Raw genomic sequence first — 18,640 nt, forward strand, 5'->3', positions numbered from 1 at the left:
CCCATCACCCCCATCACCACCCCGATCACCAACACCCCGATCATCACCACCCCCACCACCCCGATCACCACGTCCCCGATCACCACGTCCCCGATCACCACGTCCCCGATCACCACGTCCCCGATCACCACGTCCCCGATCACCACGTCCCCGATCCGCCGTGGCAAGAGCCGCCAAGGCAGGCGGCGGCCATGAGCCTCGCGGTCGCGCGTGGGCCGGGCGGAACATGTCGGGGCTCCCGGTGGGCTGGGGCCTTGCGCTTGCGGGGTGAAACCGGATGATTACTCACATGTGCGGAAAAGCGATGGTGATCTCTTTTGCTCGGCTCATACCCGGGGGGCAATGCCTTTCTGACTTCTGGTCAAGGGAAAGGACGCAACCGGGAATGTCCACCCAGTCGATTTTCCGCGCGGGGCATCATTTCGGCGATGCCCCCGGCCGGCGTCCGTGTGCCGGTGAATTGTCCGTTTGCATGGGTGATCAAGCAGGTGAAGGAGCGTGAGCATGGTGTCGGAACGTGTGCGGCCCCCCGGTGGGGGGTCCGGTCTGGCGGTCTCGGGGGAGTGGCCGCCCGGGGTACCACCGGTTATTCCCAGTCGTTTACTTGGTCTTGATGTGGTACGGTCCATCGCCATTTTGAGCATGGTATTCGTGCACACCTGGCCTACGGGATGGTTGTCGCCGATTGAGCCGCCTGCCGAGCCGGTTGGTGTGCTCGTCTTATTGAACGAGGTCATCACCAATCGCTCGCTGAGCCTGTTCGTGTTCTGCGCGGGTGTGTCGGTGGCGTTGATGACCGGCGGGGCTCGGCCGCCGTCCGGGCGGGCGGCGGGGACCGCGCGCAGGCGTCTGGCGATGCGCTCGGCGGCGATGTTCCCTCTGGCTCTGCTGGGCCTCGTGTACGGCGAAGCCATCTTGTTGTCGTTCTGCCTGTGGTTCCTGATGCTGCTCCCCTTGGTCCGGTTGCGCGCCCGCGCGCTGATGGTCGCCGCGGGGGTGTTCACCCTGGTCAGCCCGCTCTGCCGCTATCTGCAGCTCAACCTTCTCGGCGAGTGGGCGCAACCGGGTGACGTGTACGCCATCGTGACCAGCCCCGGCGACTGGCCGGCGTGGATGGGCTACTACCTGGCCGGGCCCGACACCCCGTACGCCATCCCGCTGCTGCTGGCGGGGATGGGGCTGGGCCGCCTGGACCTGCGTTCCGCCGCGGTGCGGGTCCGGCTCATCGCCGCGGGGGCGGCGGTCATGGCGGCCTCGGGGCTGCTGGCCTGGCTGGCCGCCGGGCCGCTCGGCGGCGCGCGGGCCCTGGCGGCGGTCATGCCGGCGGTGCCCGGCGACGGCCGCCTGCCCTGGATCACGCCGCTGATGATGCGGCCCTACGGCATGTTCGACGTCAGCGTGCCGATGGCGCCCATGATGATCGGCGCCGGGTTCCTGCTGACCGGTGCCCTGCTGTTCGTCACCGACAGGCCCGCGGGGGAGCGGCTGCTGCGGCCGCTGGTGGCGACCGGAAGCCTGGCGCTCACCTGCTACGTCGGGCACTTCGCGCTGCTGATGCTGCTCGGCGCGCAACCCCCGTCCAGCTTCCTGGTGTTCGCCGTCGTCAGCCTGGTCCTCGTGGTGTTCTCCACGTTGTGGCGCAGGTGGGCGCGGCGCGGGCCGCTGGAATGGCTGATGCACCTCGCTGTGACGCGGGCCGTACCCACCGCGAGGTAATGCCCCAAAAGTGTATTTAGGGAGGATATCGCCCACCCCTTTACGGCGAGCTTACCACGCGCTTGACTAGTTTCCTGACACAACTGTTTTGCGTGGCAACCTTTACGGAAAGGGTGGGCGATGTCCTTCAAATTAACTTCAGGACCCCTGTGGCTCGAGCCTCCCCGCACCGCCTCCGCGGGGCGCGGCGGTCAGGCCAAGGGGTGGATCGATGGCGTCTAGCCGGGTCGCGGACGACCTACGGCCCGCGCCGTCCGGCGACACCGCCGCGGCGCCCCAAGGCCGGCTGCTGGGCCTGGACGTGGTCCGGGCCATCGCCATCTTGAGCATGACCTTCGTGCATGTGTGGCCCACCGGCTGGTGGAAACCCATCTTGCCGCCCGCCGACGCCGTCCCCTTACTGGGCTGGCTCAACGTGGTCCTCACCCAGCGGGCGATGAGCCTGTTCATCTTCTGCGCGGGGGTGTCGGTGGCCCTGGTCACCGGCGCCGCCAACCCGCCGTCGGGACGGCGGATGTCGATCGCCCGGCGGCGCCTGGCGGTGCGCTCGGCCGTGATGTTCCCCCTGGCCCTGGCACTCCTGCAGTACGGCGAAGTGATCTTGACGCTCTACTGCTTCTGGTTCGTGATGTTGCTGCCGCTCACCCGGCTGCGCGCCCGCCCGCTGTTCGTCGCCGCGGCGGTGTGCGCGGCGGTCGGCCCGGTGCTGCGGTTCGTCATGCTGAACTACGTGGGGCAGTGGTCGATGCCCCACGAGGGGTTCTCCCTGCTGCTGCACCCGGCAGACCTGCTCTACTTCGTGGCCGGGCCCGACACCCTGTACGCCTCGGCGCTGCTGCTGGCAGGCATGGCCGTCGGCCGCCTCGACCTGCACGCCCACGCCGTGCGGGTGCGGCTGGCCGCGGCGGGCGGCGCGGTCGTGGCCGGCGCGCTGCTGATGTGGGGCCTGGCCGCCGGGCCGCTCGGCGGCGCCCGTACCCTCGCCGCGATCACCCCGTCCCGGCCCGGCAGCGGCGAGCTGCCGTGGATCGCGCTGTTCATCATGCGGCCGTACCGGATGTTCGACATCAGCCTCCCCATGGGGGCCTCGATGATCGGTCTCGGCATGCTGCTGATCGGCGTGTTCCTGATCGTGACCGACAAGGCGGTGTGGGGGCGCGTCCTGTGGCCGGTGGCGGCGATGGGCAGCGTCGCGCTCACCTGTTACGTCGGGCACTTCCTGCTGCTGATCCCGTTCAACAACCCGCTGCCGTACAGCTTCGCCGTCTTCGCCGGCGTCACGGTCGTCATGATCGTGGCCGCCGCGCTGTGGCGGCGCAGGTGGCGCAGAGGGCCGCTGGAGTGGCTCGTGCACCGCGCCATGGTGTGGGCCGTACCCGGTGACCAGCCACGGGACGAGACGCCGAGTCGTTTTACGCAGCGCGTACCGCGCCCCGATTAGATTCCTCACACATCACGCGAGCGGACTTTTACATCGGTCATATTTGATGGACACTAACTTCCTTGACAAATAGTCAAGGAAGGGATGGGAAAATGATTCCCCACTTGCCGCACGGGCCGGCCGTCGCCGCCGTGGTGCTCATCGCGAACCATCCAGTGATGTCACCCGGCCGCGGCGGCCGGCTGATTTGCCAGGCAAAGGGGTGGATCGATGGTGTCTAGCAAGGTTCATGACGCCATTGACGCCACCGTTCTCGCCCCCGGCGAGGCCCGTGAAGTCCCGGCCGCCCCGCGCAGCCGGCTTCTCGGCCTGGACGTGGCGCGGGCGTTCGCCATCATCAGCATGATCTTCGTACATGTCTGGCCCACCGGGTGGCTGCGGGCGATCCTGCCGCCCGAGCAGCCGGTCCCCGCGCTGCTGTGGCTGGACGAGGCCATCACCAACCGCGCCATGAGCCTGTTCGTCTTCTGCGCGGGTGTGTCGGTGGCGTTGATGACCGGAGGGGCGCGCCCGCCGTCAGGGGCGGGGATGACGCTCGCGCGCAAGCGCCTGGCGGTGCGCGCCGCCGCGATGCTGCCGCTGGCGCTGATCCTGCTGGAGTTCGGCGAGGCCATCCTGCTGTCCTACTGCATCTGGTTCATCCTGCTGCTGCCGGCGACCCGGCTGCGGGCCAAGGGCCTGTTCGTCGCCGCCGCGGTCTGCGCGGTGATCGGGCCGCTGTACCGGTTCGTGATCCTGAACTACGTGGGGGAGCTGCCGTTCCCCGACGAAGGTTTCGTGCTGCTGCTCCACCCCGCCGACTGGCCCTACTACGTGCTCGGCCCCGACACCCCGTACGCCTCGGCGCTGCTGCTCGCCGGGATGGGCCTCGGGCGGCTCGACCTGCGGCAGCACGTGGTGCGTCTGCGGCTGATGGCGGCGGGCGCCGCGGCCATCGCCGGGTCGCTGCTGATGTGGTGGGTCGCGGCCGTGCCGTTCGGCGGCAGCCAGGCCCTCGCGGCGGTCCGGCCCACCGGGACGGGCAACGGTGAGATGCCGTGGATCTCGCTGTTCATGATGAAGGCTTACGGCATGTTCGACGCCAGCTTCCCGATGGGCCCGATGATGATCGGCATCGGGTTCCTGCTGATCGGCTTCTTCCTGATCGTGATGGACAAACCGCTGTGGGAACGCCTGCTGTGGCCGCTGGCCGCCACCGGCAGCCTCGCGCTCACCTGCTACGTCGGCCACTTCCTGCTGCTGTTCCCGTTCGGCCGGCAGCCTCCGTTCTCCTTCACCCTGTTCCTCAGCATCGCCGGCTTCGTGATCGTCTTCGCCACGCTGGTGCGCAGGCACTGGCGCCGGGGGCCGCTGGAACACGTGATCCACCGTGTCATGGTCCGCGTCGCGCCCGGCCCCGCCGCCGAACCGGCCCGGGCCGCGAAGACCATGTAGTCACGCTCGCCGTCGGGCGCCCCCGGTGTGCCGCGTGCGGGCACCGGGGGAGCCGTGCGTGACGAAGACTGGCCCTATGAACGATCACGCCCCCGCCACCGCCGCCCTGCTCGGCCGCTTCGTCACTGCAATCGCGCCGCTCGTACCGCTGGTGTCGGTATGGGTGCACGGGTCGCTCGCCGGAGGCGACTACCAGGAGGGCCGCAGCGACCTCGACCTGATCGCCGTCCTGCGGCTGCCTCCCACCCCCGGGCAGGAACGGCTGCTGGCGGAGGTCCATCAAGAGCTGGACGCGGCCTTTCCTCTCGCCGCCAAGCTGCACTGCTCCTACGCCGCCTCCGGCGAGCTGGACGACCCGGCGCGGGACCACTTCACCTGGGCTCATCAGGAGACCAAGTACCGGCCGATCACGCCGGTGACCCGCCGGGAGCTGCACGCCTTCGGGCGGGTGCTGCGCGGCGAGCCGCCCGCCTCGGTCCTGCCACCGATAGGCGACGCGGAACTGGCCGCGTTCGTCGTGCGGGACCTGCGGGAGTTCTGGCGTCCCGCCCTGGACCACCCCGAGTGGTGGCTTGAGGACATCTGGGTGGACCTCGGCATGCTCACCCTGGCCAGGGCCACGGTGACGCTACGGGACGGCACACTCGTCACCAAACGCCAGGCCCTCGCCGAGCTGCGCGAGATGCGGGCCCCGGCGCCGGTCGTCGACGACATCGAACGGCGGCGCTACAACTCCCCGGCCCCGCCAGCCCCCGAGTGGCCCGCCACCAGGGCGCAGCTGACCATCGCCTTCCTGGTGCCCGCGATCGACGCGGTCGTGGCCCGGCACTCCCCGCCCGCCCGGGACACTCCGGAAGCCCACCGTTGAGATCTTGAAGCGTGGCGGTGCCCGGGTCCGCACGCCGGTCGCCTGCTCGCTCCATGGGTCCCGCGCTCTCTGAGGAATGAAAATCCGCGCGCGCCACGTTCTCCGTATGCTGTACGGTACGGCGTACGGAAATCGGGAGCGAGGAGGGTGCCGTGGGCTCCACGGGACACGCGATCATCGCCGAGGGGCTGCGCAAGCGGTACGGGGACACGCACGCGCTGGCCGGGTTCGACCTGGCGGTCCCTGCCGGGACGGTGTACGGGCTGCTCGGGCCGAACGGCGCGGGCAAGACCACCGCGGTGCGGATCCTGACCACGCTGGTGCGGCCGGACGCGGGGCGGGCGGCGGTCGCCGGGTTCGACGTCGTGCGGCAGGCCGGTCAGGCGCGGTACCGCATCGGGCTGATCGGGCAGCACGCCGCGCTGGACGAGGTGCTCAGCGGGCGGCAGAACCTCGTCATGTTCGGGCGGCTGCACCACCTCGGCGTGGCGGCGGCACGGCGCCGCGCCGGGGAACTGCTGGAGCGGTTCGGACTGGCGGACACCGGGAGCAAGCCGGTCAAGCAGTACTCCGGCGGCATGCGGCGCCGGCTGGACCTGGCGGTGGGGCTCATCCTGTCGCCCGCGGTGCTGTTCCTGGACGAGCCCACCACCGGGCTGGACCCGCGCGGGCGCGAGGAGGTCTGGGAGGCGGTCGCCGCGCTGGCCGCCTCGGGGACCACGGTGCTGCTCACCACGCAGTACCTGGAGGAGGCGGACCGGCTGGCCGGGCACGTGTGCGTCGTCGACTCCGGCCGCGTCGTCGCCGATGGCACCCCCGGCGAGCTGAAGGCGGCGATCGGCGGCGACCGCATCGACATCGTGCCCCGCCAGGCCGCCGACCTGCCCGCCGTGGCCGCGCTCGCCGCCCGGGCCACCGGCACCGAACCGGACGTCGACACCGCCGCCCGGCGGGTCAGCGTCCCGGTGCGCGACCGCGTCGCGGCGCTGACCGACCTGGTCCGCGCCCTGGACGAGACCGGCGTCGAGGCCGAGGACATCCTGCTCCGCCGCCCCACCCTCGACGACGTGTTCCTCCACCTCACCGGCCACCGCGACCCCCGGCCCGCCACCGGCGCGGATGCCGTACCGGGGAGCGCCGCGACGGGCACCACGACGGATGGCGCGACGACAGGTACCACTACGGATGGCGCGACGGCGGCCGGGCGGGCCGGTCGCGGTGGGGAGGCGAGGATATGACGATCGACGCACCGGCGGTTCCGCCGCAGCCGCGCGGAGCGCTCGGGCGGCTGGGGTGGGCGCTGGCCGACGGGTGGACGATCACGCTGCGGGACCTGACCCACTGGGTGCGGCAGCCCGGCCAGATCATCGTGGCGCTGCTGTTCCCGGTGATGGTCGTGCTGATCTTCGGCTACGTGTTCGGCGGCGGGATGGTCGTGCCCGGCGGCGGGGACTACCGGGAGTTCCTGATGCCCGGCATGTTCGCCATGACCATGGTGTTCGGCATCGAGAGCACCTTCACCGCGGTCGCCGGCGACATCGGCAAGGGCGTGACCGACCGGTTCCGCTCACTGCCGATGGCCCGCTCGGCGGTGGTCACCGGCCGCGCCGCCGCCGACATGCTCAACTCCGTGCTCGGCCTGGCCGCCATGATCGCCTGCGGGCTGGCGGTCGGGTGGCGCTGGCACAACGGCCCCGCCGCGGCGCTGGCCGCGGTGGGCCTGCTGTTGCTGCTGCGCTTCGCCCTGCTGTGGACGGGCGTCTACATGGGCTTGGTGACCAAGAGCCCGGAGGCGGTGATGGCCGTGCAGATCCTGGTGTGGCCGCTCGGCTTCCTGTCCAACACCTTCGCCTCCACCGCCACCATGCCCGGCTGGCTCGCCGCGATCGCCGATTGGAACCCCATGTCGGCGACCGTCTCGGCGACCCGCGAACTGTTCGGCAACCCCGGCTGGGGCGGGGACTCCTTCGCTGCCCAGCACGCCATGGCCCTCGCGCTCCTGTGGCCCGCCGTACTGCTGGTGATCTTCTTCCCCCTGTCGGTCCGCCGCTACCGCGACCTCAGCCGCTGACCACGACGGCGGCCCCGCCCGGTCACCGGCCCCGGTTCGGTGACCGGGCCGGACGGCGGCGGCCCGCACGGTCAGGGGCGGTCAGCGCGCTTGTGCGGTGAGGGCCCGCCGGGGGTGACCGAGGCGGGCCAGGTAGCCGGCCGCCTCGGCGGGGTCGCCGGTGACGGCGCCGATGTAGCCGTCGGGGCGGATCACCACCACGCCCTTGTCGCCGTAGGCGGCGCGGATGTGGCCGCCGTCGTCCACCAGGTCACCCGCCGCGCCGACCGTGCGGACCCGCACCAGGGGGTCGCCGGCCGGCAGAAAGGCCGTGGCGCCGCCGTCGCCGTCCAGGACGAGGACGGTGACGTGCGGGCCGCGCAGCACGTCGAACAGCCGGCCCGGGCGGCCGTCGGCGGTGCGGCAGGGGGCGTCGGGCGCGCGGTCGCCGGCCCGGGCGCCGATGTCCGCCAGGGAACCGCCGCGATAGCTGAGCAGCAGCTGCGTGGTCTCCTCCCCGCGCTCGTGCGCGTCGGCGTCGCCCCTGCGGCCCTTGTCGAGCAGGGCGGTGCTCAGCCCGAGCACTCCCGCGGCCACCGGCAGCCGCTCCTCCTCATAGGTGTCCAGCAACGCCTCCGGGGCGCCCGCGAGCACCCCGGCCAGCTTCCAGCCCAGGTTGTAGGCGTCCTGCACCCCGGTGTTGAGGCCCTGGCCGCCCGCCGGGGAGTGCACGTGCGCCGCGTCCCCGGCCAGGAACACCCGGCCCACCCGGAACCGCTCGGCCATCCGGATGTTGACCCGGTACAGCGAGCTCCACGTCAGCGAGGTCAGCGTCACCCCCGGGCCGCCCCGCGCGTCGTCGAGCAGCCGCTGGAAATAGGCCAGCGACATCTCGGGTGTCTCGTCCTCGGGCGGCTGCGCGGTGAACTGGTAGGCGTCGGTGCCCGGCAGCGGGCACAGCCCGGCGCCCAGCCTCTGGGTCGCGGGCTCGGACCAGATGTGCCAGTGGACGCGGTCCACGTCGCCGGTGGTGACGTCGCCGATGAGGAGCCGCTCGGACTCGAAGGTGTCGCCCGCGAACGGCACGCCGAGCGTGGTCCGCACCAGGCTGTGCCCGCCGTCCGCGCCCACCAGGTACTCGGCCCTTGTCCGGCGGGCCGCGCCGTCCGGCCCGCGCAGGGTGACGGTCACCCCGCCGGCGTCCTGCTCGAACGCCGTCAGCTCGGTGCCCGCCTCGATCCGGCCGCCGAGCTCGCGCAGCCGGTCGCGCAGCACCTGCTCGGTGCGCCACTGCGGCAGCATGAGCAGCGAGGGGTGCGGCACGTCCGGCGTGGGGTCGGCGGGCTCGTGCATGCGGCCCTCCCACACCACCGCGCCGCCCGCGTAGGCGCGCATCGGCGGGTACGGCGCCCCGGTGTCCAGCACCGCGTCCAGCACGCCGAGGTCGTCGAAGACCTCAAGGGTGCGCGGCTGCAGGCCCTTGCCACGCGAGCCGATCGGATCGCCGGCCCGGCGGTCCGCCAGCAGGAAAGGGATGCCGCGGCGGGCCAGCTCGATGGCGAGGGTCAGGCCGGTCGGGCCCGCGCCGGCGATAAGGACCGGGATGCGCTCCATGGTGGTCACTCCTGTTCACGGGGGACGGCGTTCGTGCCGTCCCCCGTGATGCTGGACCGGGCCGCTGCCATCCCTCTGCCCTGCCGCTGTCACGGGCCTGCCGGGGGCTTGTGCGGTGTGGCGCGCGCCGCCGGACGCCTGGCGTCCTTCCCGCGGAAACCCCTGTTTTCCGCGATTTCGCGCTACGCGGGGAATGTGGGGTCACACTGGCCGGAGGGCGAATATCGCGCTCAAGGGGCCGGTGCAAATCGCTGGGGAGTAAGTCGGCCGGTGCGGCTGAATGCGATCAGCCGGGCCTGCGCGGATCAATTGGCTGAACGGTGCCAACGGGGAACGCGGCATGCGGCCGGAGAGCTTCGGCTCCGGCCGCATGTGAGTCGGGGGGACTCGCCCGGGGGATCACCCCCAGGGGGTGTTGCCATGGAGTTTCGCGGGCTGACCAGGAAGGAAGACCGGTGTACTCGCGGATTGCTGAGTGCTCTTGGTCGGTGTCGTGTCGGCCGACGCGGCGGCGTTGAGCGCCATTCCTCCGGCGGCGATGATCAGGACGACGGTGATCCGGACGGCGAAAGCCTTGGCGGTGTCCATCATTTTCGAGCCCACCCCTCGTGTGCGGTGTCTAGGTTGGTGCGTTTCCCTGTTCGCAATATCGAAGGTATTCGGGGGCGCTATCCGCTTGTTATCGGCGCGCTTCTCGCGCGCTAAGGCTCGTAGGGGGTACGACGATAGTGTTAATGGGCCCCCAGCGGCCCGCCGACAGACGGCGGCACCACAGCGCGCCGGTCCCGGCCGGCCGGGCGTGGCTCCCAAGGCCCGGGGAGAGGCCGCCGCCGGCCGGGTACGACGGGTGCGCCACCGGGCCGGCCGGAGCGGGCCGGGCGCGGAAACAAGCAGGTCGAGGCATGGTTCGGGCGGGCACGAGGCGCGGCCCGAACGGGCACGAGGTGCGGCGGGCAGCGGGTACGCGGTGCCGCGCGCTCAGGTGCGGCGGCGCGGCACGAGCGGGTGCGGCGGTGTGGCGCGAGGGGGCACGGCGGGTGGCCGCGTTTCGATAGCATCGCGGACGGCGGCCCGGCGCGGCACCGCGGCGGGCACCGTCCGGGTCCCCGAGCGAAGGAACGGTGCGACGATGCTGGTGGAGGCGATCCTGCACGGCGCGACGCCGGGAACGCCCACCGCGTCCCCGGTGGACGGCATCCGCGTGCTCGCCCTGCTCCCCTCGCACTGGCGCACCGGCCTGACCACGGCCAACGGCACCATCACCCTGCGCCTGGACACCACCGACGACACCACGCACGCCGAGGTCCAGGCCGCCCTGACCACGGCCCTCGCCGACCCCGCGCTGAACCACTGGCGCCTGGGCAGCTGCCGTTCCCTCTCCTCCGGCCAGGACGCCTGAAGGGGTACGCCGGTAAGAAAGGTGTCCTGAGCTGAGGGACTCGTCCGGTCGCTCTGGACGGGGGCGCCGTGGCATCCGCCGGGAATCCACCGCATTCGCCGGACCTGCGATGATAGCGGGTCGATGCAGGCCGGAGGTGCGCGCACAGTGGCGGTGAGCCGGTCGTCGCCACGGTTCGGCAGAATCACTGACGTGAGAGTCGAATTGCTCGGACCGTTCGAGGTCCGGAACCGCGATGGGGCCGTGGTGGAGGTCCCGGGGATTCGACTGCGCGCGCTGCTGGCCGCACTCGCCCTCGAACCCGGCCGGATCGTCACACGTGCCAGGCTGGTGGACTGGATCTGGGGGCAGCAGCCGCCCTCGGACGAGGTGAATGCCCTGCAGGCGTTGGTGTCCAGGCTGCGCAGGGTGCTGCCTGACGGTGTGATCGAGGCGGATTCCGGCGGATACCGGCTGGCCGTGGCTCCCGACGCCGTGGACGTGTACCGGTTCGAGCGGCTCGTCGGACAGGCCCGTGCCGCCGAGCCCGCGGCGCGGGCGGATCTGCTGCGCTCGGCCCTGGCGTTGTGGCGCGGCACGGCAATGGCGGACATCGCGCTGCGCGGCAGCGACCTGTTCGACGCCGCGGTCGCGCGCCTGGACGAGCTCTACGTCGCCACGCTCGGGGATCGAGTGGACGCCGATATTCGCCTCGGACGTGGCTCGGAGCTGGTCTCCGAGCTGACCGAGCTGGTCGCGACGTATCCGCTGCGGGAGGGGTTCGTGGCGGCGTTGATGCGGGCGCTCGCCGAGGCGGGGCGCGGGACCGAGGCGCTGACCGTGTACCAGCGGACGCGCGAGCGGCTCGCCGAGGAGCTCGGCGCCGATCCGTCGGCCGCGCTGTCCGCGCTGCACACCGCGTTGCTGCGGGGCGAGCTCGGCGAGCGGGCGGAGAACCGCAGGACGAACCTGCGGGCCGAGTTGACGAGTTTCGTCGGCAAGGACGACGACATCACCGCGGTCGCCGGTCTGGTCGTCAAGCACCGGCTGGTCACCCTGACGGGGGCGGGTGGCTCCGGCAAGACGAGGCTGGCCACCGAGACCGCGCGGACCATGCTCGGCGAGCTGCCGGACGGGGCGTGGCTGGTCGAATTGGCCTCGGTGGGGGCGAGTGGTGAGCTGGCGCAGGCCGCTCTCACCGCGATCGGCCTGCGTGACCAGGCCGTGCTCGGTGGTGCGCGGGGCGGGGAACCGATGGATCGGCTCATCGCCGCGGTCCGGGAGCGCGCGATCCTGCTGGTCCTGGACAACTGCGAGCACGTGATCGAGGCGGCCGCGGCCTTCGCGGATCGGCTCCTGGGGGAGTGCCGGAGGCTGCGGATCCTTGCCACGAGCAGGGAACCCCTCGGTATCACCGGTGAGGTCCTGTGGCAGGTCGAGCCGCTCGCGCTGCCCGCGAAGGGGGCGGACCCCGCCGAGGCCGGGTCCTCGCCCGCGGTGCGGCTGCTGCGGGACCGCGCGGCCCTGGTGCGCCAGGACATCCGCTCCGACGCGCACACCTTGTCGGCCATGGCGGGGATCTGCCGGGCGCTCGACGGGATGCCGCTGGCGATCGAGCTGGCCGCGGCACGGCTGCGGACCATGTCCATCGACCAGGTGGCACGCCGGCTCGACGACCGGTTCCGTCTGCTGACCGGCGGCAGCCGCACGGCGCTCGCCCGGCACAGGACGCTGCGCGCGGTCGTGGACTGGAGCTGGGACATGCTGACCGAGGCCGAACGCGGTGTGCTGCGGCGGCTCTCGGTGTTCTCCGGCGGAGCCGGCCTGGAAGCGGCCGAACGGGTGTGCGGGGACGAGGCGTCCGGCGGGGGACAGGTGCTCGACGTGCTGACCGCGTTGATCGAGAAGTCGCTGCTGCTCGCCGACGGCGAGGACACGCCGCGCTACCGGATGCTCGGCACCATCAAGGAATACGCGGCGCAGCGGCTCGCCGAAGCCGGGGAGACCGAGCAGGCGCGCCGGGCGCACCTCGCCTACTTCACCGAGCTGGCCGAGACGGCCGAGCCGCACCTGCGCCGGGCCGAGCAGCTGGAATGGCTGGCCACGCTGGACGCTGAGCACGACAACATCGGTACGGCCCTGCGCGGGGCGATCGCCGAGGGATGGGCCGAGGAGGCGATGCGGCTGGTCGGGGCCGCCGGCTGGTACTGGTACCTCAGCGGGCACAGGGCCGAGGGCACCGAGTTGAGCGTCGCGGCGGCCTCGATGCACGGTGAGGTGTCCGACAAGGCGCGGGCGATGGCGTACGCCATCGTGACGGTGTTCATGACCTCCGGGCCCGGTCGCGATCAGTATCAGGCGCAGGAGTGGATCCACGAGGCGCACCGGTTCACCCAGCGCAGCGGGCATCGCCACCCGATGCTCGGATTCATCGCGCCGCTGGAGCGGATGCTGCGGGAGCCGACGGAGTTCCTGCCCGCGTTCGAGCCGCTCATCGCCGACGAGGATCCATGGGTGCGCGCGCAGGCCAGGCTCGCTCGTAGCCGGTTGCGGCTCACGCTCGGCGGCGACGAGACCGACGTGGACGTCGACCTGGAGATCGCCCTTGCCGAGTTCCGCACGCTGGGCGACCGGTGGGGGATCTCGATGGCGCTGGCCTTCCTGGCCGATCGGCTCGCCATGCGCGGCGAGATCGCGCGCGCGTGCGAGCACTCCGAGGAGGCGGCCGCGGCGCTCACCGAGGTGGGCGCCACCGAGGACGTGGTCACTCTGCGGGGGCGGCAGGCCCAGCTGTACTGGCTGCTCGGCGACGAGCCGTCCAGCACGTCCGCAATGGCCGAGGCGCAGCGGTACGCGGGCGGGATCGCCTGGCCTGACACGCTTGCCGAGCTGGAGCTTTCGAAGGCGCAGCTGGCGCACTGGCGCGGCGAGCCGGACAGGACGCGCCGGCACCTGGCCGCGGTGCGGACGATGCAGGCCGACGCGGAGCTGAGCCCCATGGTCCACGCCAGGACCATGGACCTGTACGGCTACCTCACCGAAGACCTCGAACAGGCCCGCGCGCACCGGAGCGAGGCGTTCCGCACGGCCGTGGAGACGACGTATCCACCGCTGATCGCCGAGGTGCTGGTCGGGATCGCGGATCTCGCGCTGCGCCGGGGACAGTACGAGCAGGCCGTGCGACTGCTCGCGGCGAGCGACGGCGTGCGCGGCACGCCGGACCGTTCGCAGCCGGACGCCGCCAGGATCGCCGCGCACGCGCGCAACCGCCTCGGTGAGACCGTGTTCACCGAGGCGGTTCGTGCCGGTCAGCGGGGGGACTGGCGTGAGCTGGCCGAGATCACGCTCGCTGGGTGAACTTCGCGCGCGCCCACAGGTAGCCGATCAACGCGATCCCGGTGCACCAGGCGATCGCCGTGATGGCCGAGCTCGCCGACGGCGCGCCGGTCAGCAGCCCGCGCAGGGTTTCGATGATCGAGGTGAACGGCTGGTACTCGGCGAACTGCCGCGCGCCCGGCCCCATCTTCTCGGCCGGCACGAACGCGCTGCTCAAGAAGGGCAGGAGCATCAGCGGGACACCGACGAGGCCCGCGCTCTCCGGCGTTTTCGCCGCCAGACCGACCGCGACGGTCAGCCAGCTGATCGCCAGTACCGCGAACATGACGAGGCCGATCACGCCGAGCCACTGCGGGAAACTCGCCGACGGCCGGAATCCCATCAGCAACGCGACCCCGACGACGAACACGATGGCCACCAGGCTCCGGATCATGGTCGTGATCACGTGGGCGTTCAGCACCGCGGCCCGGGACACACGCATGACGCGAAGCCGGTTGATGAATCCGGTCGTCATGTCGGAGTTCACCGCGATCGCGGTGGGGCTGATGCCGTAGCAGATGGTCGTCAGGATCAATCCCGGTGTCGCGTAGTCGGCGTAGTTGACGCCGACGCTGAACGCGTCGCCGAGCACATAGACCATCAGGAACATCAGGATGATCGGCATGAAGATGGCGTTGAACAGGGTCAGGGGATTCCTCGTCGTGTGCCGGAAGTTGCGCCGGAACATGGTGGCGGAATCCGTCAGGGAAGCCGAGATGGCGTTCATCGTGCGTTGATCTCCTTGTTCCCGTGGCCGGTGAGGGCGAGGAAGACGTCATCCAGGTCCGGTGTGTGCACCGACAGTTCCCCGACCTCGATCGAGTGCTGGTCGAGCCGATCGAGCAGGGCGCGCAACGACCGCACCCCGCCGTCGCCGGGGACACGCAGGGTCAGCTCGTCGTCGTCCCTGGAGGCCTCGTGCAGGACCTGTGCCGCGACGTCGAAGTCGTGCCGATCGGTGAACCGCAGCCGGACGTGGCTGCCGGGGACCCGGCGCTTGAGCTCGTCGGCGGTGCCCTCGGCGACCAGCCGGCCCTGGTCGAGCACGGCGATACGGTCGGCGAGTTCGTCGGCCTCTTCGAGGTACTGGGTGGTGAGGAAGATGGTCGTGCCGTCGGCGACCAGTTCCCGGATGATCTCCCACATGATGCGGCGGCTGCGCGGGTCGAGTCCCGTCGTGGGCTCGTCCAGGAAAAGGATCTGCGGCTCGCCGACCAGCGTCATGGCGAGGTCCAGCTTGCGGCGCATGCCGCCGGAGTAGGACGCCGCCCGTTTGCCCGCCGCTTCGACCAGATCGAACCGGTCGAGCAATCGGTCCGCGATCTGCCGGCCCTTGGGCAGGTGCAGCAGATCTGCCATCAGCAGCAGGTTCTCCTCGCCGGTGAGCAGGTCGTCCACCGACGCGAACTGCCCGGTGACCCCGATCGCTTCGCGTACCGCCTTGGTGTCGGTGGTCACGTCGTGCCCGGCGACGACCACTTTTCCGGCGTCGGGGGTGAGCAGCGTGGTCAGCACGTTCACCGTCGTGGTCTTGCCGGCGCCGTTGGGCCCGAGCAGGGCGAAGACGGTGCCGGTCTTGACGTCCAGGTCGATGCCGTCGAGCACGGCCTTGTCTTTGTATGCCTTTCGCAGCCCCGAGGCCACGATCGCTGAACCGTTCTTCATGGCGTCCACGATCGCCGCCCGCCCTGATACCGGGCCGTCGCCGTGCTGACGCGACCGCTGACACGGCGATCTCGGGCACCCCGGCACTCGATCACGCACCGGGCGGGCTCAGGACGAAGGGGCCCCGGCGGAGGTCAGGCCACCACGCGGTCCAGCCAGGTGCGCCAGGCGAGCTCGGACTTGTCCGGGTCGGCGGCGTCGAACAGGTGGTGGCCGATCACCATGACGCTGCCGCGGGCGGGGCCGGAGTGGATGAAGCGGAACAGTCCGCCGGCGGTGCGCAGGCCGAGGATCTCGGGCAGGGCCGCGTAGTCGACGATCCCGTCCACGGGGGTGTCGCCGACGGCGACGCGTACCGGGGTGCCCTCGGTCACGGGTCCTTCCACGCCGAGTTCGGCGAGGATCGCGGGCCAGACGTGTTCCCGGGCGGGGACGCCGGGACGGAAGGCCGAGACCACCGTCGCGGGCCGGCCGCGGAAGTGGGTCAGGTACTGGGCCAGGGTGTGGAGGTACATGTCCCAGCCCGCACGCATGGCCTCGTACTCGGTCTCCCAGTCGTCGCCGAGCACGCCGCTCTGCACCAGCCGCAGCGTGGAGGAGCCGCCGTCGCGGGCCTCGACGAGGTATTCGATGGCGGTGAAGAAGTCGCCCTGGCGGCCCTGGTGCGCGAAACGCCGGCCGGGCTCCCACGCGGTCACCCGCGAGGTCATGGTGCGCCCGCCCAGGGTGAGCCCCACGGTCCCGCCGTCCCTGCCCTCCAGCTCGGTGCGGCCCATGAACCACGCGTCGATCCCCGGCCCGGTGGCGATGGCCTCCCACACCTCATCGGGAGTCGCCTCCACCTCGATCTGCTTGGCCAGGTGGAACTCGTGACCCACGTCGCCCTCCATCCGTCGCGGCCCGCGCCGCCGGGGCCGCGCGTCGCCCGGCGGGGAGCAGGTGTCGTCGTGCCAACGTATCGCCTCCGTCCGTACGGGCGGGCGAGCCGGCCGTAGGGAGCCCGCCACAGGCGTCCGCCGCGGGACGGCGCGCCGTCCCCCATGTCAAGTGTGCTTGACTTCGCGGGGGGTGCCTTCTACCGTGTCAAGTGTACTTGACTTCTCGCCGCAGGAAGGGCACCTCGTGCAAGCACACAACGAGACCGGGGCCTATCGGGACTCGCTCAGGACGACCGTTCGACTCGCACTCTGGACATCCGCCTGGGCGGCGACCCTTGCCTTGGCCAAGTTCGGCCCCGGACTCCTGTGGGATTCGCGGCAACCGGTGGCGAGCTGGGCCGCGGTCGCCGTCAATCTCGTCGTCGGCATCGGATGGATCGTCGCCTTCGCACGCTTTCTCCGAGCACAAGATGACTTACAGCGGAAGATCATGCAGGATGCGCTGACGGTCACCCTCGGAGTGGGGTGGGTCGCCGGATTCGGCTACGTCGTCGCGGACACCGCCGGCCTCGTCGCCTACGACGTCGGCATCGCGGTCTTCGCCGTGTTCCTGGGAGCCGTCTACCTGGCCGCCGTCATCGTCGGCAAGATCAGATACCGATGAGGAACCGCATCAAGGACCTTCGGGCCGAACGCACCTGGACGCAGGCCGACCTGGCTCAGCGTGCCGGCGTGTCCAGGCAGACGATCAACGCGATCGAGACGGGGAAGTTCGACCCGAGCCTTCCCGTCGCCTTCCGCCTCGCCAAACTCTTCGACCTGACGATCGAAGAGGTCTTTATCGACGAGCAATGAAGCGCCCAGGGGCCGGAGGCGGTCGGGCCACGAGGCCGAGGCGGCGGCCCGTCCGGGACGCTCACGAACCCGCAGATCGTGATCACTCACCCGGCTACCCGGCGGCCGGGGACACGTTCGGGAGCGGAGGGCCTGTCCGGCGGGGCGCATCGGTGAAACCACCGGTTTACTCCCCCAAACCGTGTACATCCAGAGATGTTGCTTCATAACACGACATATGGGCGTAACACTGAGAAGCGTGTCCTCCGCACCCCGCATCTCCCACCCGCCGGTGCTGCGCGGCCGGGACGAGGAACAGCAGGCCGTCCGGCGGCTGCTGGACGGCGCCCGCGCGGGGACCGGCGGCGCGTTGACGCTGCTCGGCGGGGCCGGGATCGGGAAGACCGCTCTGCTGGACCTGGCCGTCGCCGAGGCGGGCGATCTCACCGTGCTGCGGGCCGCCGGGGTCGAGCCGGAGAGCGGCATCCCGTACGCGGGCCTGCACGGCCTGCTGCGACCCCTCGGCCGGGAACGGGCGGCGCTGCCGCCGGCCAGGGCTAGGGTGCTCGGCCGGGCCCTGGAGCTGGGCGTCGCAGCGCCGGGCCTGGCGCTGCCCGCCGCCGTGCTGGACCTGCTGTCGGCGGCGGCGGCCGCCGGCCCGGTGCTGGCCTGCGTCGACGACGCCCACCACCTGGACCCCGCAAGCCTCGCGGCCCTGTGCTTCGCCGCCCGCCGCCTGGCGGGGGAGCCGATCGCCCTGCTGCTCGCCTCCCGCGAGGAGCACCCCGCGCTCGGCGGCGTCCCGGCCCGCACGCTCCACCCGCTGTGCCCGGCGGACGCCAGGGACCTGGCCGCCGACCTGACGGCCGGCGTGCTCACCGAGGATCTGCACGCCGCGCTGGACCGGATCGCCGGAGGCAACCCCCTCGCCCTGCGCGAGCTGACGGGCGCCCTCACCCCGGCGCAGCTGGCCGGGACCGCCGCCCCGCCGGACACGCTGCCCCGCGGCGGACGCCTGTGGCGGGCCCACGACGGACGCCTGGCCCGCCTGCCCGGGCGCACCCGGCACCTGCTGCTGCTCGCCGCCGCCGCCCCCGGCATGGACGCGGCCACCCTGCTGCGGGCCGCCGGGCCGCGCTACGCCACCGTGCTGGAGGAGGCCGAGCGCGCGGGCCTGCTGCGCGCCACCGGCCAGGGGTACGCGTTCGCCGAGCCGGGCATGCGCGCGGTCGTCTACTCCGGCGCGGCCCCGGCCCACCGCCGCGCCGCCCACCGCCTGCTGGCCGGCCTGCCCGGCCAGGACCGCCTGCGCCGCGCCTGGCACCGGGCCGCCGCCCTGGACGGCCCGCCCGAGGAGCTCGGCGACGACCTGGCCGCCGCCGCGCAG

General features: G+C 71.8%; 16 protein-coding genes. 11 read left to right on the forward strand and 5 right to left on the reverse strand.

Annotated features, from left to right (window positions below; translation table 11 throughout):
* The first annotated feature begins 504 nt into the window (after nt 1-504).
* The 6 genes from ACFP1K_RS38875 (at nt 505) to ACFP1K_RS38900 (ending at nt 7,530) form a co-directional block, all read left to right on the forward strand.
* The gene (locus ACFP1K_RS38875) at nt 505-1,716 is read left to right on the forward strand and encodes a DUF418 domain-containing protein (protein ID WP_380763185.1); all 1,212 of its coding nucleotides are present in this window, start codon (nt 505-507) and stop codon (nt 1,714-1,716) included.
* 211 nt (nt 1,717-1,927) lie between these two features.
* The gene (locus tag ACFP1K_RS38880; protein WP_380763187.1) at nt 1,928-3,157 is read left to right on the forward strand and encodes a DUF418 domain-containing protein; all 1,230 of its coding nucleotides are present in this window, start codon (nt 1,928-1,930) and stop codon (nt 3,155-3,157) included.
* A 210-nt stretch (nt 3,158-3,367) separates the two neighbouring features.
* On the forward strand, nt 3,368-4,591 hold the full coding sequence (locus ACFP1K_RS38885; protein WP_380763189.1) for a heparan-alpha-glucosaminide N-acetyltransferase domain-containing protein: 1,224 nt from the start codon (nt 3,368-3,370) through the stop codon (nt 4,589-4,591).
* A gap of 76 nt (nt 4,592-4,667) precedes the next feature.
* Nucleotides 4,668-5,459, forward strand: coding sequence for a nucleotidyltransferase domain-containing protein (locus ACFP1K_RS38890; protein ID WP_380763191.1), 792 nt, complete (start codon nt 4,668-4,670; stop codon nt 5,457-5,459).
* Nucleotides 5,460-5,611: 152 nt separating this feature from the next.
* On the forward strand, nt 5,612-6,697 hold the full coding sequence (locus ACFP1K_RS38895; RefSeq protein WP_380763193.1) for an ATP-binding cassette domain-containing protein: 1,086 nt from the start codon (nt 5,612-5,614) through the stop codon (nt 6,695-6,697).
* Nucleotides 6,694-7,530, forward strand: a complete 837-nt coding sequence (locus ACFP1K_RS38900) for an ABC transporter permease (RefSeq protein WP_380763195.1) — start codon at nt 6,694-6,696, stop codon at nt 7,528-7,530. Before ACFP1K_RS38895 ends, ACFP1K_RS38900 begins: the two co-directional genes overlap by 4 nt.
* Before the next feature lie 81 nt (nt 7,531-7,611).
* Here the strand turns inward: ACFP1K_RS38900 and ACFP1K_RS38905 are convergent, their stop codons facing one another.
* Nucleotides 7,612-9,123: an FAD-dependent monooxygenase gene (locus ACFP1K_RS38905; protein WP_380763197.1), complete on the reverse strand. Its 1,512-nt coding sequence runs from the start codon at nt 9,121-9,123 to the stop codon at nt 7,612-7,614.
* A 399-nt stretch (nt 9,124-9,522) separates the two neighbouring features.
* The gene (locus ACFP1K_RS38910) at nt 9,523-9,714 is read right to left on the reverse strand and encodes a hypothetical protein (protein WP_380763199.1); all 192 of its coding nucleotides are present in this window, start codon (nt 9,712-9,714) and stop codon (nt 9,523-9,525) included.
* A 538-nt stretch (nt 9,715-10,252) separates the two neighbouring features.
* Between ACFP1K_RS38910 and ACFP1K_RS38915 the strand changes: the two genes are divergently transcribed.
* Together ACFP1K_RS38915 and ACFP1K_RS38920 are read left to right on the forward strand one after the other, a co-directional pair.
* The gene (locus tag ACFP1K_RS38915; RefSeq protein ID WP_380763201.1) at nt 10,253-10,522 is read left to right on the forward strand and encodes a hypothetical protein; all 270 of its coding nucleotides are present in this window, start codon (nt 10,253-10,255) and stop codon (nt 10,520-10,522) included.
* Nucleotides 10,523-10,714: 192 nt separating this feature from the next.
* Nucleotides 10,715-13,858 (forward strand): BTAD domain-containing putative transcriptional regulator, encoded by a 3,144-nt coding sequence (locus ACFP1K_RS38920; protein ID WP_380763203.1) that lies wholly within the window; start codon nt 10,715-10,717, stop codon nt 13,856-13,858.
* On the opposite strand, the gene ACFP1K_RS38925 is transcribed toward ACFP1K_RS38920, so the two are convergent.
* The 3 genes from ACFP1K_RS38925 to ACFP1K_RS38935 form a co-directional block, all read right to left on the reverse strand.
* A complete protein-coding gene (locus ACFP1K_RS38925) occupies nt 13,842-14,603 on the reverse strand; it encodes an ABC transporter permease (protein ID WP_380763205.1) in 762 nt (253 codons plus the stop codon). The genes ACFP1K_RS38920 and ACFP1K_RS38925 overlap by 17 nt on opposite strands.
* Nucleotides 14,600-15,541, reverse strand: a complete 942-nt coding sequence (locus tag ACFP1K_RS38930) for an ATP-binding cassette domain-containing protein (protein ID WP_380763207.1) — start codon at nt 15,539-15,541, stop codon at nt 14,600-14,602. Before ACFP1K_RS38930 ends, ACFP1K_RS38925 begins: the two co-directional genes overlap by 4 nt.
* Before the next feature lie 134 nt (nt 15,542-15,675).
* Nucleotides 15,676-16,419, reverse strand: a complete 744-nt coding sequence (locus ACFP1K_RS38935) for an SRPBCC family protein (protein ID WP_380763209.1) — start codon at nt 16,417-16,419, stop codon at nt 15,676-15,678.
* Nucleotides 16,420-16,759: 340 nt separating this feature from the next.
* On the opposite strand from ACFP1K_RS38935, the gene ACFP1K_RS38940 reads away from it, so the two are divergent.
* The 3 genes from ACFP1K_RS38940 to ACFP1K_RS38950 form a co-directional block, all read left to right on the forward strand.
* Entirely contained in the window at nt 16,760-17,083 is a 324-nt protein-coding gene (locus ACFP1K_RS38940) for a hypothetical protein (protein ID WP_380763211.1), read from the forward strand.
* Nucleotides 17,080-17,274, forward strand: coding sequence for a helix-turn-helix transcriptional regulator (locus ACFP1K_RS38945; protein ID WP_380763213.1), 195 nt, complete (start codon nt 17,080-17,082; stop codon nt 17,272-17,274). The genes ACFP1K_RS38940 and ACFP1K_RS38945 overlap by 4 nt, the downstream gene beginning before the upstream one ends.
* A 238-nt stretch (nt 17,275-17,512) precedes the next feature.
* The coding region (locus tag ACFP1K_RS38950; RefSeq protein WP_380763215.1) for an AAA family ATPase at nt 17,513-18,640 on the forward strand (1,128 nt) is incomplete at its 3' end.

The organism is Sphaerisporangium aureirubrum (assembly GCF_042658925.1).
In the GTDB taxonomy this organism is placed as follows: Bacteria; Actinomycetota; Actinomycetes; order Streptosporangiales; family Streptosporangiaceae; genus Sphaerisporangium; species Sphaerisporangium aureirubrum.